Raw genomic sequence first — 14,678 nt, forward strand, 5'->3', positions numbered from 1 at the left:
TCTTAGCCGCGCGAGAACCGCTCGGCCAGGGATTTGACCGCTTCGGCCAGCTCGTCGCCGATCCTGCGCACGACCTCGCCCGCGGGTTCGGCCGTCGCGAGCGGGTACGTGGTGCCCGCCCACAGCGACATGACCTCGACCTCGCCGGTGGCGCGCACGGGCTTCGTCAGGTGGTGCACGTTCGGGTACGCGGCGGGGGCGTGCGGGGTGTGCTCGATCAGGAACCGGTTCACCAGGCCGCGCGCCGGACGTCCGCTGAACGCCCGCGTGAGTGCCGTGCGCCGGGCTCCTTCGGCGAGCGCTTCCCGTTGTGCGGCATTGGTCCCCGCCTCCGGGCAGCCGAGGAACGCGGTGCCGAGCTGGGCCGCGATCGCGCCCGCGGCGAGCACCGCGGCGACGTCGGCGCCGGTGACCAGGCCACCCGTCGCGATCACCGGCAGGTCGACGGCGGCGCGGACGAGCCGGATCGCCGCGAGGGTGCCGTAGAGCTCGCCGCCACCGGGCGAGATGCCGTCGTCGGCGAACGTGCCGCGGTGGCCGCCCGCGTCGGACCCCTGCACGCACACGACGTCCGCGCCGATCTGCTGCGCCTGCCGGGCCTCGCTCGGGGTGGTGACCGTCACGACGATCGTGGAGCCGGCCGCCTTGAGCCGCTGCACGTCGTCCACGTCGGGCAGGCCGAAGGTGAACGACACCACGGGCACGCGCAGCGCCAGCACGAGTTCGAGCTTCGCGGCGTAGTTGTCGTCGTCCCAGCGCGGATCGCCGGGGACCGCGCCGATCTTCTCCGCGCAGGACGTGACGCGTCGCACGTAGGACGAGATGTCCGCTGTCGGCCGGGTGCCGGGCACGAACAGGTTGACCCCGAACGGCTTGGTCGTGAGCTCGCTCGTGCGCGTGATCTTCTCCGCGAGCTGCTCGACGGTGATGTAGCCCGCCGCGAGGAACCCGAAGCCGCCCGCGTCGCTCACCGCGGCGACCAGTTCGGGGGTGGAGGGGCCACCCGCCATGGGCGCGGCGACAACGGGGACACCCAGCGTGGGGAACATGGGGCACAACCTAGTGGGATCGGGCGGCGAATGCCTGGTGAAGGCCTGTGTTCTTGATGACGCAAGGACTGCGCCCGTCGGCGTCGCGTCCACAGTGGACGTGACGCCGACCGGCTCCATCATCTAGGGCAGGGAGTCCAGATGAGGGGCGACCGTGTTGGCGAACTGCCAGTTGTTGGAGGCGTCCCAGTTGATGGACCACGTCATGGCGCCGCGGATCGACGGCCAGGTCGTGCTCGGCTTGAACGTCCCGCAGTTCGTGCCGCGGGCGAGACAGCTGAGCGCGTTGTTGACGTTGGACGGCGACTGGTAGCCACCACCGGCACCGGACGGCGACGCGGGCAGGCCGAGGCCCACCTGGTCGGCCCGCAGACCGGACTGGAGCTGGATGCACGCGAGCGCGGTCAGGAAGTTGACCGTGCCCTGGCCGTAGACCTGCTGGTCACAGCCGAGCATCGTGCCGGAGTTGTAGTACTGCATGTTGACGATCGTCAGGATGTCCTTGGTCGCCAGCGCCAGCTTGAAGTACTCGGCGTTGACGTTCTGCATGTCGATCGTCTGCGGCGCCATGGTGATGACCTTGCCGCCACCGGCGTGGATGTCGCGCAGCGCCTGGCCCATGTACTGGGCGTTGACGCCGTTCTCCAGGTCGATGTCGACGCCGTCGAAGCCGTAGGACGAGATGAGGCCCTTGACGCTGTTGGCGAAGTTCGTCGCCGCCGTGCCGTTACCGACGCTGATCGTGCCCTTCTCGCCGCCGACGGAGATGATCACCTTCTGGCCGCGGTTCTGGACCGTCCGGATGTCGGCGCGGAACTGCGCGTCGGTGTAGCCGCCGAGCTGGCTGCTCAGGCCGGGGTCGAGGTTGAACGCGACCTGGCCCTGCACCGCCGTGGCGTCGGCGAACGACACCGCGATGATGTCGTAGGTGGTGGGGACGTCAGCGAGCTTGAGAGCGCGCGCACCGTTGTAGAAGTTCTGCCAGTAGCCCGTCAGGACGTGCTTCGGCAGACCGGTCTGCGGCGGGTTGCCGGTCGTGGTGGTGGTCGTGGTGGTGGTGGTCGACGTCGTGGTGCTCGTCGTCGTGGGCGGCGTACCTGGGCCGTCGAGGTTGACGTCGTCGGCGTAGTACGCGGGCTGGCCGTACCAGCCGTGCAGGTAGATCGTGACGCTGGTGGCGCTGCCGGTGGTGAAGTCGACGGTCAGCTGGGAGAAGCCGCTGGAACCGGGCGTCCAGGTGTTCTTCTCCACGCCGCCGGTGACGCCGAGGTAGACGTAGCTGCCCTGGACCCACGCGCTCAGCTTGTAGGCCGTGTTCGGTTGCACCGAAACGGTTTGCTGGCACCGCGCGTTGCTCTGGCCGGCGGGCGCGCCCTGCAGGGCGTACTGGCCGGTGCGCTTGGTGCTGTTGCTGACGCTCGTGCCCTCGGTGCAGGTCCAGCCGCTCAGGTTGCCGGCCTCGAAGCCGCTGTTGGCCGCGAGGTTCGCGGCGGCGGCGTTGCCGTTGATCACCAACACCAGACCGGCGCACGCGAACAGCGCGGACAGCAGCGCTATGGCTGCTCGTCTGGCCTTGGACATGGTCCACCTCCACACAACTCATGCGGCGGCCATGTTTTGTGAGTGGACTAAAAATGGACTAGACCACTGCGCTTGGTCAAGACCTGGTTTAGCTTGATGCGCGTGTTCACCCTCGAAGACGCGATCGCGCTGGCCACTTCCGCGCACGACGGGCAGGTCGACAAGTCGGGCCGGCCGTACATCGGACACCCGTTGCGGGTCATGGCATCGGTGACCGGGGAGCACGAGCAGATGACCGCCGTGCTGCACGACGTCATCGAGGACACCTGGGTGACGGCGGAAGACCTTGCTTCGCGCGGCTGCCCCGAGGTCGTCGTCGACGCCGTGGTCGCGTTGTCGCACCTGCAGGAAGAGCCACAGGAGGACTACCTGCGCCGCGTCGCCGCGAACCCGCTGGCACTCTCCGTGAAGCGCGCGGACATCGGCGACAACCTCTCCCCCACCCGGATGGCCCGTCTCGACGAGGCCACGCAGGAGCGCCTGAAGGCCAAGTACGCACGGGCGCTGGGGTTGCTCGCGGAGTACGTGAGCTAACTCGCTTCTTAAACGGTACAGGTAGCTTGAACAGGGTGTATTATCGGATCGTAACCAAGATTGGAAGGATCCGATGACCCGCCACGACCTGTCCGTCAAGTCCCTGCGTTCGACCCTTGCCACGCGCCGCGCGGCTCGGGTGAAGCGACAGAGCCTGGAGCGGCAGTTGGCCAGCTACACCACGGAGAGCGACCGACTCGAACTGGACGCCATCCTCTCGCGGCACACCGCGGAGGAGACCGGCGAGCTCCGTTCGATCATCAACCGCCAGGCCATGGACCGCCTCCTGCGCTCCGCCTGACGTACGAATCCTTGGGCCACCCCGGCAACGATGCCGAGGGTGGCCTTCGCGTTTCTAGAAGAGCCTCTTGAGCGTGAGGACGTTGTCCTTGCGCGTCTCCTGCTGCCCCTCCGGCCCGACCAGCGGCCGTTCCACGACCTCGTCGGTGACGATGATCCAGTTGTCCCTGAGGTTCAGGTGGTCGAGCACGTCCTTGGTGGTCGGGAAGTAGTAGTCCTGGTGCGGCGACCACGACGGCGCGGCCGCGTGCCCACCGATGACCAGGTGCCCGCCCGGCGCGACGGCGTCCGACGCGCGCTTGAGGATGCTGTTGCGCTCACCGTCCTCCTCGACGGGCGAGTGCAGGAACTGAGCACTCACCAGGTCGTACAACCCCTCGGGGAACGTGGCCTTGAGGTCGTGCTGCTCCACCGAGATCTCGACGCCGGCGTCGTGGGCGTGCCGGAGCGCCCGGTCCAGCGCGACCTGCGACACGTCGACCCCCAGCACCCGCCAGCCGCGCTTCGCGAGCCACACGGCGTCGCCGCCCTCCGCGCACCCGACGTCGAGCGCGCTGCCGGGCGTGAGTCGCTCAGCCTCGCGCACCAGCAAGGGGTTGGGGTTGCCGGACCAGACCTGGTCCCGCTCCGAGTAGAAGGTCTCCCAGAACTCCTGTGCGGTCGTCATGGTCCCAACGATGCGCCTCGCCGTGCCAATACGGCAAACTACGTTGCCGTCTTGGCAACACCAGGGCCGGGCAGCAGATCCACGTCCCCCGCCCGCATCGGCTCACCGCAGTGGTCGCAGCGCAGCGCGACGTCCGCGATCTCGCCGCACGCGTGGTGCCGGTAGAGCACCGGCGGCCCGGCCTCGCCGGCGAGGTGGCGGTCCCCCCAGGCCTTCATGACCATGAGCAGGTCGATCAACTCGGTGCCCTTGGCCGTCAGCACGTACTCGTAGCGCGGCCTCTGGTCGTACGGCCTGCGCTCCAGCACCCCCTGCTCCACCAGGTGGTTCAGCCGTTCGGTCAGCACCTTGCGGGAGATCCCGAGGTCGGCCTGGAGCTGCTCGAACCGGGTCATGCCGACCCACACGTCGCGCAGGATCAGCGGCGTCCAGGGTTCCCCCATGACGTCGAGCGTGCGCGCGATCGAACACGCCATCCCACTGAAGCTGGTCCGCTGCATGACCTCATCGTAGCGCCCAGGGTTCCCTTAAGGAACTCACCCTGCTACGTTCGAGTCTCTTGAAGGAACTCAAGGAGGTCGCGGTGAGCAAGGTGATCAGCGCACACGCGGTGTCGGTCGACGGGTACATCACGGGCCGCGCCCCGCGTCCGGGCCACGGCCTGGGCGACGGCGGGATGCTCTTCGACTGGTACTTCGACGGCACCGTCCCCAGCACGGCCTTCGACGGCTTCAAGCTGAGCGAGGCCAGCGCCCCGCTGTTCGACCAGCTCGCCGCCCGCGTCGGCGCGCTGGTAGCGGGCCGTAGGACCTACGAGGATTCCGAACGGTTCGGCGGTGGCAGTCCGGTCCCGAACGCCCGCGTGGTGGTGCTGAGCAGGTCTGCCGTGCCGACGCTGTCCGCGGCCCAGACCCCGGCCACCACCATCGAGTCCGCCATCGCCGCGGCCCGCGACCTGGCCGGCGGCCGCGACGTGGGCCTCATGGGCGGCGGCGTGCTGACGTCGGCGCTGCGCGCGGGCCTGGTCGACGAGATCGTGCTGCACCAGGTGCCCGTCCTGCTCGGCACCGGCCGTCCGTTCTTCCAGGAACTCCCCGAGCACGTCCGCCTGAACCTGATCGAGGCCGTGGCAGCCCCCGGCGTGACCCACCTGCGTTACGAGGTGCAGCGGTGAACGCCGACCTCCGCGGGGTGCTGGACGGCGCCCCGATCGCCCATCTGGCCACGCTCTTGCCCGACGGCGCCCCTCACTCCGTGCCGCTGTGGATAGGCACGCACGGCGACCACATCGCGATCCTCACCGGCCCCGGCTCGCAGAAGGCCCGCAACCTGCGCCGCGACCCGCGCGTGGCGATCTCCCTGACGCCGCCGGACAACCCGTTCCACCCGATCACCCTGCGCGGGCAGGTGGTGGAGTGGATCACCGGCGACGCGGCGTGGGAGATCGTGGACGCCATCGCCCAGAAGTACATCGGCGCGCCCTACGGACGCGACGAGGAACGAGTAGTCGCGCTCATTCAGCCCAGCAACGCGATGTCCAACCGCCCGTAGTGGAACTCGCGCACCGCGATGACGAGCTCGTCCACCGTGAGCGCCCCGTCGCCGTCCAGGTCGATGCGGTCGAACGCCGCGTCGGAGTCGGCGTCGCTCAACCCCACCGCGTTCCCGAGCCACCGGCGCAGCTCCACCTTGCTCACCAGCCCGTCGCGGTCGGTGTCGCACACGTCGGCGATCGCGGCGATGGCCGGGCGCAGCAGGTCGTCGAACCCCTGGTCACCCCGGCCGAACATCAACTCCTGGTTGGCCGCGAGGTACTGCTCCTGGTTCATCGCACCGGAAGGACCGACGCCCGCCGCTTCCGCCTGACGGCTGTGGAGAACGATCAACGCCTCCATCACGGCACGGCCGCGCCCGCTGTTCAGGCTCTCCCCGAACGCGTGGACGATGCGCCGTGCCTCCGCCTCGTAGTCGGAGCGGTCGATGACCCCGTCGTTGTCGGCGTCCCACTTCCGGAACCGGCGGACGTCGTTGTCATGGCTCGTAGCTGAGGTCATGGCCACCGACGTTAGGCACCGCGTTGGGACGCCAACAGTCGCACGAACTGATGAACCTACTTCTTGCCCTTCGGCTCATCAGTGGACAGCGCGGCGACGAAGGCCTCCTGCGGCACCTCGACCCGGCCGACCATCTTCATGCGCTTCTTGCCTTCCTTCTGCTTCTCGAGCAGCTTGCGCTTGCGGGTGATGTCACCGCCGTAGCACTTGGCCAGCACGTCCTTGCGGATCGCGCGGATCGTCTCGCGGGCGATCACGCGGGCACCGATCGCGGCCTGGATCGGCACCTCGAACTGCTGCCTCGGGATGAGCTCACGCAGACGGGTCGCCATGCGCGTGCCGTACGCGTAGGCGTAGTCCTTGTGCACGATCGCACTGAACGCGTCGACCGTCTCACCCTGCAGCAGGATGTCGACCTTGACGAGCTCCGCGTCCTGCTCACCGGACTCTTCGTAGTCGAGCGAGGCGTAACCGCGGGTGCGCGACTTCAGCGAGTCGAAGAAGTCGAAGATGATCTCGCCGAGCGGCATCGTGTAGCGCAGCTCGACCCGGTCCTCCGACAGGTAGTCCATGCCGCCGAGCTGGCCGCGCTTGGACTGGCAGAGTTCCATGATCGCGCCGATGTAGTCGGACGGCGCGATGATCGTGCACTTGGTGACGGGCTCGTAGACCTCGGCGCGCTTGCCCTCCGGCCAGTCGGACGGGTTCGTCACGACGTGCTCGGTGCCGTCCTCCATCACCACGCGGTAGACGACGTTCGGGGCGGTGGAGATCAGGTCCAGGCCGTACTCGCGCTCCAACCGGTCGCGGGTGATCTCCAGGTGCAGCAGCCCGAGGAAGCCGCAGCGGAACCCGAACCCGAGCGCGGCCGACGTCTCCGGCTCGTAGGTCAGCGCCGCGTCGTTGAGCTGGAGCTTGTCCAACGCCTCGCGCAGCTCCGGGTAGTCGGAGCCGTCGACCGGGTAGAGGCCCGAGTAGACCATCGGACGCGGCTCGCGGTAGCCCGCCAGCGGCTCGGTGGCGCCCTTGCGCTCGGACGTGACGGTGTCGCCGACCTTGGACTGGCGCACGTCCTTCACGCCGGTGATCAGGTAGCCCACCTCGCCGACGCCGAGGCCCTGCGACGGCTTCGGCTCCGGGGAGACGATGCCGACCTCGAGGATCTCGTGGGTCGCGCCCGTCGACATCATCTTGATGCGCTCGCGCGGCGTGATCTTGCCGTCGACCACGCGGATGTAGGTGACGACGCCGCGATAGGTGTCGTAGACCGAGTCGAAGATCATCGCGCGGGCCGGGGAGTCGGCGGCGCCGACCGGGGCCGGGACCTTCCGCACGACCTCGTCCAGCAGCGCCTCGACGCCGAGACCCGTCTTCGCCGAGACCCGCAGCACCTCCTCCGGCTCGCAGCCGACGATGTGCGAGATCTCCTTGGCGTACTTGTCCGGGTCCGCCGCGGGCAGGTCGATCTTGTTCAGCACCGGGATGATGGTGAGGTCGTTCTCCATCGCCAGGTACAGGTTCGCGAGCGTCTGCGCCTCGATGCCCTGTGCGGCGTCCACCAGCAGCACGGCGCCTTCACAGGCCTCCAGCGCGCGGGACACCTCGTAGGTGAAGTCGACGTGGCCAGGCGTGTCGATCATGTGCAGGACGTGGTCCTGCCCTTCGAGCTGCCACGGCAGACGCACGTTCTGCGCCTTGATGGTGATGCCGCGCTCTCGTTCGATGTCCATCCGGTCGAGGTACTGAGCGCGCATCGCCCGCGCTTCGACCACGCCGGTGAGCTGCAGCATGCGGTCGGCCAGCGTCGACTTGCCGTGGTCGATGTGCGCGATGATGCAGAAGTTCCGGATCAGGTCCGGCGGCGTGAAGGTCGTGTCGGCGAACGTGGTCAAGGCAGTCCTCAACAGAAAATCGGACGGGTGTCCCCTTATGGTCCCATAGAGGGTCACGTGCCCTGCACCACTAGGGTGCGTCCGTGCAGATGAACGGTGAAGACCCCCGCCCCGAGAAGGGCGCGGTACGCGAGATCTTCGACGCCGCGGACGCCGCCAAGCTCGCCTACGAGCCCTCGATGGACGGCGACGCGGACCCCGGCGAGGTCGTCTGGGCCTGGGTGCCCTACGAGGAGGACGCCTCACGTGGCAAGGACCGGCCGCTGCTGGTCGTGGGCCACATGAAGCGCGAACTGGTCGCGTTGATGCTCTCCTCGAAGGAGCCGCGCGAGGACTACCTGGAACTGGGCGCGGGCGCCTGGGACCGCGAGGGCCGCCCCTCCTACCTGCGTCTCGACCGCGTCTTCGCGCTGGACTCGGACGACGACATCCGCCGCGAGGGCGCCGTGCTGGCCCCCGCAGCCTTCGGCCAGGTCGTGGACGCCCTACGCGACCGTCACGGCTGGCGCTGAACGAACGCACGCCACGCGGGTGCGCTGAACGTCAGCGTGCCCGCGTCGGCGTTCTTGGAGTCACGAACCAGCACGTCAGCAGCGAACGAAACCTCGACGCAGTTCCCGTCCTCGGTCGCACCGCTGTAGCTGCTCTTACGCCAGACGCGGTCCTCGGCCATCGAAATCCTCTCGCGGTGAGCTGACGTACTCCGCCAGCTTGCTCCGCGATTGTCCCGCATCCAGTGCGACCTCTTCCAGGTGGTTGAAGAGGAGTCTGGTCCTCGCGATGGCACCCGGATCCTGCACGAACACGTTCACGAGATCCGTCTCGCTGAACGCGACCGGCATCGCTTTCTCGTACTCCCACAGGACGCACCCCGAAGACGGGATCACGACGTCCGCGGGCACGATCCTGACCATGTCCGTGTTGAACATCAGCCGGGCGTACTGGTCCTCCATGATCCGGGCGTCCCCGACCCGTTGCCGCAACGCGAGCTCGTGCACATAGAACAAGCAGGTCGGCCGAGTGTGCCGCGCCAGGATCGCCTGCCGTTCGATCCGGAACTGGACCGCTGTCGGGATCCGCTCCTCAGCCACGAACCCGCCGATCCGGTACAGCGCCTCGGCGTACTCCGGTGTCTGCACCAGCCCCGGCACCGTGTGCGAGTCGTAGCTGGTGATCAACTTGGCTGTGGCCTCGGCGAACGCGAGCGTCCGGAGGTTCCCCGACACCTGCAGGACGTACTCGTCGAACGCAGTCGCGTAGCGCCGCCGGAAGTCTTCGAAGAAGTCGATGTCCTTGCCGCACATCGTCAGGTACTGCACGAGGTCGATCTCGCTGGCGCGCGCCTTGCCCTTCTCGATGTTGGTGACCTTGCTCGGGTGCCACCCCAGTCGCAGGGCCAGGTGGGCACCACCCAGGTCGGTGCAGGTCTCCCGAAGCCGGCGCAGTTCGTCACCCAGAGCCCTGCTGCACGCCGTCGATGTGATCACGCTCATACGACCGACGCTAGGGATTGCAGGAGCTCCAACAAAGAGGCTCATTCGGGTGAAAACGGCTTCACGCCAGGCGCGTGATGTCGACCGTCACCTCCAGCGCCGTCGCCGCCCCACCCGAGTAGATCCCCTTGAGCGGCGCCACGTCCGCGTAGTCACGGCCGAGCGCCACCCACACGTGCCGCGGCCCGACCGGTATGGCGTTCGTGGGGTCGTACCCCCACCACCCGCCGGTCCACGCCTCGATCCACGCGTGCGACTCGCCTCGTACGGTCTCTCGTAGTGCACCGTCTTTCTTCGTGTGCAGGTATCCGGAGACATAGCGCGACGGGATGCCCATGCCGCGCAGCAGCACCAACGTCAGGTGCGCGAAGTCCTGGCAGACGCCTTTGCGTTCGTGCCACGCGTCGACGGCCGAGCTGTGCACGCCCGTCGAGCCGGGCTGGTACGTCAACTGCTCCGACACCCACTGCGAAGCCGCCAGCACCGCACCCGACGGCGACTGCCCCTTCTTGAGGTCACGCGCCACCGCCAGCAACTCACGGTGGCGCGGCGTGTAGAGCGTGGGCTCGAGAAACTCCGTGTAGCGGTCGACGATGTTCTCCGCGCGCACGTCGCCCCACGTGCCCGTGGTCACCGGTTCGATCTCCGCGCTCGTCTCGACGACCGACGACGCGACGACCTGCAGTTCCTTGTGCGGCGCATGCAGGTCGAACGACGTGACCTCAGTGCCCCAGTAGTCCGTGTACCGGTACGCACGGGTCGCCGGCGTGGTCTCGACGCGGGAGACGACCACGTTCTGCTTGCGGTCACCACGTGGCGTCAGCCTTGCCTCGTTGTACGACTGCACGACCGGTGCCTCGTACCGATAACCCGTCGTGTGCACGACACGCACTCGCCAGCTCATGGTCAGCCCACCTCGGTGTTCGTCCAGGCGACCCACGGCGCCACGTGGAAGTACTGCTGTGACACGGCCTCGCCGACCTCACGCACGGTCTTCTGCAGTGCCGCGAGCCGTTTCGGCAGGTCGTCGAGCAGGTCGTGCGGCCGCAGGAACTCGAGTTCGCTGCGTGCCTTGCCGAGCAGCCGCAACGCCTCCGCGCGCGCACCGACGCGCACGGAAGGTTGGTTCTCCAGCTGTTCGAGGCACGACTCGGCCTGCCTCAGCGCGTGGAACACCGACCGTGGGAACAGCCTGTCCAACAACAGGAACTGCACCACTCTCGACGCGTCCAACGCCCCGCGATACGTCCTCAGGTACGTGTCGTGCGCACCGGCAGACCGCAGCACCGTGACCCATCCCGGCGAAGAAGCCTTGTCGCCCACACGAGCCAACAACAGCCGCACGATCATGTCGACACGCTCGACAGACCGCCCCAAGACCAGGAACCGCCATCCGTCGTCCCGTGACATCGTGGAGTCCGCAAGCCCGGCGAACATCGCCGCCCGCTCCTCCACGAAGCTGAAGAACGCGTGCGGTCCCATCGTGCGCGCGTAGGTCTGCCGTTCCGCGACGGCGTTCCACATCGCGTTGAGGCACTCCCACATTTCGGTCGACACGACCTCACGAGCGCCACGCGTGTTCTCGCGCGCGCTGTTGACCGACGACACGATGGAGCTGGGGTTCTCCTTGTTGTACGCCACCAGTTCCGTCAACGAGAACACGTCGAACTGGTCGGCCCCGGCAGGCGGCTTGATCCCCAACACCGCGAGCAACTGCCGCGAGGTGGCGTCGGGGTCGACGGTCGCGTCCTCCAGCAGCTGGTGGACCGAGACGTCCAGGATGCGCGCCGTGTCGTCCGCCCGTTCGACGTAGCGGCCGATCCAGTACAGCGACTCAGCGTTGCGTGCCAGCATTTCGCGCGCCTCCCTACTGCTGCTGTTGCTGTTGCTGGGAAGTGGTCAGCTCCGGCCCCTGTTCGGCGGCCGCGACCTCCATGTCGGACGGACCCGCGAGCCCGGGCTCCGCGAGCTCCCGTTCCTGCGTCGACGACTTCGCCGCCAGCACCCACGTGTCCTTGGACCCACCGCCCTGCGACGAGTTGACGATGAGACTGCCTTCCGGCAACGCGACGCGCGTCAGACCACCCGGCAGCACGAAGATGAAGTTCCCGTCGTTGACGGCGAACGGCCGCAGGTCGACGTGCCGCGGCGCCAGCTTGTCCCCCACCTTGGTCGGCACGGTGCTGAGCTGCACCACGGGCTGGGCGATCCACCCGCGCGGGTTGTTCTTGATCCTCTTCCGCAACGAGTTCAGCTCCCGGACCGTCGCATCCGGCCCGAACACGATCCCGTACCCGCCGGACCCCTCGACGGGCTTGACGACCAACTCGTCGAGCTTGTCGAGCACGTGCGCCCGCTCGTCGGACAGCCAGCACCGGAACGTGTCCACGTTGGGCAGCAACGGCTTCTCGCCGAGGTAGTACTGCAGGATCTCGGGCAGGTACGTGTAGACGAGCTTGTCGTCCGCCACCCCGTTGCCCACGGCGTTGGCCACGACCACGTTGCCGGCCCGCGCCGCGTTCACCAGCCCCGCGATGCCCAGCACCGAGTCGGGCCGGAAGTGCACGGGATCCAGGTAGTCGTCGTCGATGCGCCGGTAGATGACGTCGACCTGCCGCTCCCCCTCCGTCGTCCTCAGGTAGACGAAGTTGTCGCGGCAGAACAGATCCCGCCCCTCGACGAGTTCCACGCCCATCTGCCGGGCGAGCAGCGAGTGCTCGAAGTAGGCGGAGTTCCCCAGCCCTGGCGTGAGCACGACGACGTTCGGATCCGCGGCGTTGGGCGCGGCAGCGTTCCTCAGCGCCCTCAGCAGGTGCACCGCGTAGTCACCCACCGCGCGCACGCGGTGCCGTGCGAACAAGTCCGGGAACACCCGAGCCATCGTCCGCCGGTTCTCCATGACGTAGGAGACGCCGGACGGGCAGCGGAGATTGTCCTCCAGAACCCGGAACGTCCCCTGCTCGTCCCGCACGAGGTCGACACCCGACACGTGGATGCGCACCCCGTTGGGCGGGATGATGCCGGCCGCCTCCCGGTGGAAGTGCTCGCAGCTCGTGATGAGACGCCGGGGCAGCACTCCGTCGCGGACGATCTGCGCGTCGCCGTAGATGTCGGCGAGGAACATCTCCAACGCCCGGACCCGCTGAACAATGCCCTTCTCGAGCTTCGACCACTCCGCGGCCGTGATGATCCGAGGAATCAGATCGAGCGGAAACGGCCGCTCCTGACCACTCAGCGAGAACGTGATCCCTTGGTCGACAAAGGCCCGCCCCAGCGCCTCAGAGCGCGCGTTCAGCTCGTTGACCTGCGACGGAGCCACCGACTCGTACAGCGCGCGATAAGCACTGCGCACCCCGTTGTCCGTGGAGAACATCTCGTCGTAGGCGCCGGCATGGGGCCGTTCGGTATTCAGATAGCCGTTGAACAGCTCACCGAGCCTCGGCGTGGTGACCGTGCGGCTGCGGCGCAGTCCTGAGGTGGGGGCTCGGCGTTCCATGGTCCACATCTTCACCCTGTTCAGACGGATTTCGCACTAGTCCATCCGGAGAAGAAACCTCCCGGAAACGAAACCCGGTGCTTTCGGTGACCAGGGCACCCGGTCAGTGATCACCCCAGGTCCGTCCACGCCGACACCGATCGGCAACCAGTGCACGAGCTCGCGCACGTCCGGCGCGACGGCGTCGGCGGCGGTCATCGTGTAGCGCAGGGGTCCGGTGACCGGGAAGCGGACGCCTCCGTGGTGCAGGACGGTGTCGCTGGAGATCCACGGCCGGCCGTGCTCTGGCCATCCCAGCGCAGGGCGAAGCCGATGACGTCGCCGGTGACGGGACGGGACAGGGGTGGGCCGTGCCGGCACGGGGTCGCGGTGATCTCGATGGCGGGTCTGCCCGGTGCGGTGAGCCGGGTCGTCTCCCAGGAGAGCAGGCCGCGAGCGCCGTTGCCGAGCCGCCGGGCGCCCGAGGCCGTGGTGACGACGGTGCCCGCGGTGGGGAGCAGGGCACGGCCGGCGTCGTCGAGGTTGTCGGCGTGGTGGTCGTGGGTGAGCAGGACCGCGTCGATCGGCGGCAGGTCACCGGGCTCGATCGGCGACGGGTCGGCGTTGAGCGCCTCGACCTCCACCTCGAAACCGGGGTAGGCGGGAGCGACGACCTGGTAGCCGGCCTTCTGGTAGCGGTCGATCCAGTGCTCCCAACTGCGCGGCGTCACCCAGAAACCGTGGACCAGGACGATGGTCTTCATGATGCTGACTCTTCTGATGTGACGAGTGCGAGCAGGCCTCCGGCGGAGCCTGAGATCGGATCGACACGCCGAATCGGTCCACAGCGCCGTGCCGTCGGCTGACACCGCCACACCGGTCGGGTGAAGGGGGAGGTCCGCATGGCAGTTCTGCCGGACACGGCGACACTTCCGTTGCGGGACAGGCGGGACGCGCTGATCACGACGTTGCGCGACGCGTCGGGTACCTCGCGGGTGGAACCGGAGGACGACGAGCCGGTGCGCGCTCGGATCGCCCTCTGGTCGTTCGGCACCGCGTCGATCCTGCGCGCGGACTCGAACGGGTTCGCCAACATCGGCACCACGAGGTCCTCGCGTCGGCAACGGGTGAGCACATCGCCATCGGAGTGCACGAGACCGGCGTGGCCCACTACCGGGTGGGCGCGTCCGCCCGCAGGGTGCAGGGGCCGCAGCGCGGCGCTGTCGCTCAACACCTCGGCAGAACACCTCGCACTCCCCGCCGACCTGCTCAGCCCTGGACCGGCCGCCGAGATGCTGGGGGCGGCGAGCATCGAACTGGCCCGTGCCCTCATCGCCACGGCGGCCGCCAACACGACGGGCGCCGGTGACGTCCTCGAATAGCCCCTGGTCGTCCAGATCGCGTTCGGCATGCTGTCCAACGAATGGCGGCGGAGCTGCGACCGGTATTCGGGAACGCAAAAAGCCCTGCGGGGAGCGCTTGTGGCGCTCAACCCGCAGGGCAAATTAAGTTCGGCGGCGACCTACTCTCCCACACCGTAACCAGTGCAGTACCATCGGCGCAGAAGGGCTTAACTACCGGGTTCGGAATGGGACCGGGTGTTTCCCCAACGCTATAACCACCGAAACACTAT

At 68.1% G+C, this 14,678-nt stretch carries 18 protein-coding genes and 1 rRNA gene; 6 read left to right on the forward strand and 13 right to left on the reverse strand.

Annotated features, from left to right (window positions below; genetic code table 11):
• Window positions 1-2 precede the first annotated feature (2 nt).
• Together QSK25_RS37025 and QSK25_RS37030 are read right to left on the reverse strand one after the other, a co-directional pair.
• Complete coding sequence (locus QSK25_RS37025; RefSeq protein WP_285645344.1) at window positions 3-1,049, reverse strand: NAD(P)H-dependent flavin oxidoreductase; 1,047 nt, start codon at window positions 1,047-1,049, stop codon at window positions 3-5.
• A 123-nt stretch (window positions 1,050-1,172) separates the two neighbouring features.
• A complete protein-coding gene (locus QSK25_RS37030; RefSeq protein WP_285645345.1) occupies window positions 1,173-2,630 on the reverse strand; it encodes a chitinase in 1,458 nt (485 codons plus the stop codon).
• 102 nt (window positions 2,631-2,732) lie between these two features.
• Between QSK25_RS37030 and QSK25_RS37035 the strand changes: the two genes are divergently transcribed.
• Both QSK25_RS37035 and QSK25_RS37040 read left to right on the forward strand, forming a co-directional pair.
• Complete coding sequence (locus QSK25_RS37035; RefSeq protein WP_285645347.1) at window positions 2,733-3,164, forward strand: HD domain-containing protein; 432 nt, start codon at window positions 2,733-2,735, stop codon at window positions 3,162-3,164.
• Between the two features lie 73 nt (window positions 3,165-3,237).
• The gene (locus tag QSK25_RS37040) at window positions 3,238-3,465 is read left to right on the forward strand and encodes a hypothetical protein (protein ID WP_285645348.1); all 228 of its coding nucleotides are present in this window, start codon (window positions 3,238-3,240) and stop codon (window positions 3,463-3,465) included.
• A 54-nt stretch (window positions 3,466-3,519) separates the two neighbouring features.
• Here QSK25_RS37040 and QSK25_RS37045 read toward each other — a convergent pair whose 3' ends face one another.
• Window positions 3,520-4,131, reverse strand: a complete 612-nt coding sequence (locus QSK25_RS37045; protein ID WP_285645350.1) for a class I SAM-dependent methyltransferase — start codon at window positions 4,129-4,131, stop codon at window positions 3,520-3,522.
• A gap of 38 nt (window positions 4,132-4,169) precedes the next feature.
• Window positions 4,170-4,631, reverse strand: a complete 462-nt coding sequence (locus QSK25_RS37050) for a winged helix-turn-helix transcriptional regulator (RefSeq protein WP_285645351.1) — start codon at window positions 4,629-4,631, stop codon at window positions 4,170-4,172.
• Window positions 4,632-4,714: 83 nt separating this feature from the next.
• Between QSK25_RS37050 and QSK25_RS37055 the strand changes: the two genes are divergently transcribed.
• Both QSK25_RS37055 and QSK25_RS37060 read left to right on the forward strand, forming a co-directional pair.
• Entirely contained in the window at window positions 4,715-5,305 is a 591-nt protein-coding gene (locus QSK25_RS37055; protein WP_285645377.1) for a dihydrofolate reductase family protein, read from the forward strand.
• Window positions 5,302-5,682 (forward strand): PPOX class F420-dependent oxidoreductase, encoded by a 381-nt coding sequence (locus tag QSK25_RS37060; RefSeq protein ID WP_285645352.1) that lies wholly within the window; start codon window positions 5,302-5,304, stop codon window positions 5,680-5,682. The genes QSK25_RS37055 and QSK25_RS37060 overlap by 4 nt, the downstream gene beginning before the upstream one ends.
• Here QSK25_RS37060 and QSK25_RS37065 read toward each other — a convergent pair.
• On the reverse strand, window positions 5,649-6,185 hold the full coding sequence (locus QSK25_RS37065) for an EF-hand domain-containing protein (protein WP_285645353.1): 537 nt from the start codon (window positions 6,183-6,185) through the stop codon (window positions 5,649-5,651). The two genes, QSK25_RS37060 and QSK25_RS37065, sit on opposite strands and share 34 nt — an antisense overlap.
• A gap of 56 nt (window positions 6,186-6,241) precedes the next feature.
• Window positions 6,242-8,077, reverse strand: a complete 1,836-nt coding sequence (gene lepA, locus QSK25_RS37070; RefSeq protein ID WP_285645378.1) for a translation elongation factor 4 — start codon at window positions 8,075-8,077, stop codon at window positions 6,242-6,244.
• 89 nt (window positions 8,078-8,166) lie between these two features.
• Here lepA and QSK25_RS37075 point away from each other — a divergent pair, with 89 nt between their 5' ends.
• Window positions 8,167-8,589: a type II toxin-antitoxin system PemK/MazF family toxin gene (locus QSK25_RS37075; protein WP_285645354.1), complete on the forward strand. Its 423-nt coding sequence runs from the start codon at window positions 8,167-8,169 to the stop codon at window positions 8,587-8,589.
• On the opposite strand, the gene QSK25_RS37080 is transcribed toward QSK25_RS37075, so the two are convergent.
• The 6 genes from QSK25_RS37080 to QSK25_RS37105 form a co-directional block, all read right to left on the reverse strand.
• Window positions 8,574-8,750 (reverse strand): DUF397 domain-containing protein, encoded by a 177-nt coding sequence (locus QSK25_RS37080; protein ID WP_285645356.1) that lies wholly within the window; start codon window positions 8,748-8,750, stop codon window positions 8,574-8,576. The two genes, QSK25_RS37075 and QSK25_RS37080, sit on opposite strands and share 16 nt — an antisense overlap.
• Window positions 8,725-9,570: a helix-turn-helix domain-containing protein gene (locus QSK25_RS37085; RefSeq protein WP_285645358.1), complete on the reverse strand. Its 846-nt coding sequence runs from the start codon at window positions 9,568-9,570 to the stop codon at window positions 8,725-8,727. Before QSK25_RS37085 ends, QSK25_RS37080 begins: the two co-directional genes overlap by 26 nt.
• 61 nt (window positions 9,571-9,631) lie before the next feature.
• Window positions 9,632-10,474, reverse strand: coding sequence for a transglutaminase family protein (locus QSK25_RS37090; RefSeq protein ID WP_285645359.1), 843 nt, complete (start codon window positions 10,472-10,474; stop codon window positions 9,632-9,634).
• Between the two features lie 2 nt (window positions 10,475-10,476).
• Entirely contained in the window at window positions 10,477-11,424 is a 948-nt protein-coding gene (locus tag QSK25_RS37095) for an alpha-E domain-containing protein (RefSeq protein WP_285645361.1), read from the reverse strand.
• A gap of 13 nt (window positions 11,425-11,437) precedes the next feature.
• Window positions 11,438-13,066, reverse strand: coding sequence for a circularly permuted type 2 ATP-grasp protein (locus QSK25_RS37100; protein ID WP_502881931.1), 1,629 nt, complete (start codon window positions 13,064-13,066; stop codon window positions 11,438-11,440).
• 194 nt (window positions 13,067-13,260) lie between these two features.
• Entirely contained in the window at window positions 13,261-13,809 is a 549-nt protein-coding gene (locus QSK25_RS37105; protein ID WP_285645362.1) for an MBL fold metallo-hydrolase, read from the reverse strand.
• Window positions 13,810-13,947: 138 nt separating this feature from the next.
• On the opposite strand from QSK25_RS37105, the gene QSK25_RS37110 reads away from it, so the two are divergent.
• Window positions 13,948-14,427 carry a hypothetical protein gene (locus QSK25_RS37110; RefSeq protein WP_285645364.1) on the forward strand — a complete coding sequence of 160 codons (480 nt, stop codon included), beginning with the start codon at window positions 13,948-13,950 and terminating at the stop codon, window positions 14,425-14,427.
• A gap of 127 nt (window positions 14,428-14,554) precedes the next feature.
• Here the strand turns inward: QSK25_RS37110 and rrf are convergent.
• Window positions 14,555-14,671 (reverse strand): 5S ribosomal RNA (gene rrf / locus QSK25_RS37115).
• Between the last annotated feature and the right edge of the window lie 7 nt (window positions 14,672-14,678).

This window comes from Lentzea sp. NBRC 102530 (assembly GCF_030269365.1).
GTDB lineage: Bacteria > Actinomycetota > Actinomycetes > Mycobacteriales > Pseudonocardiaceae > Lentzea.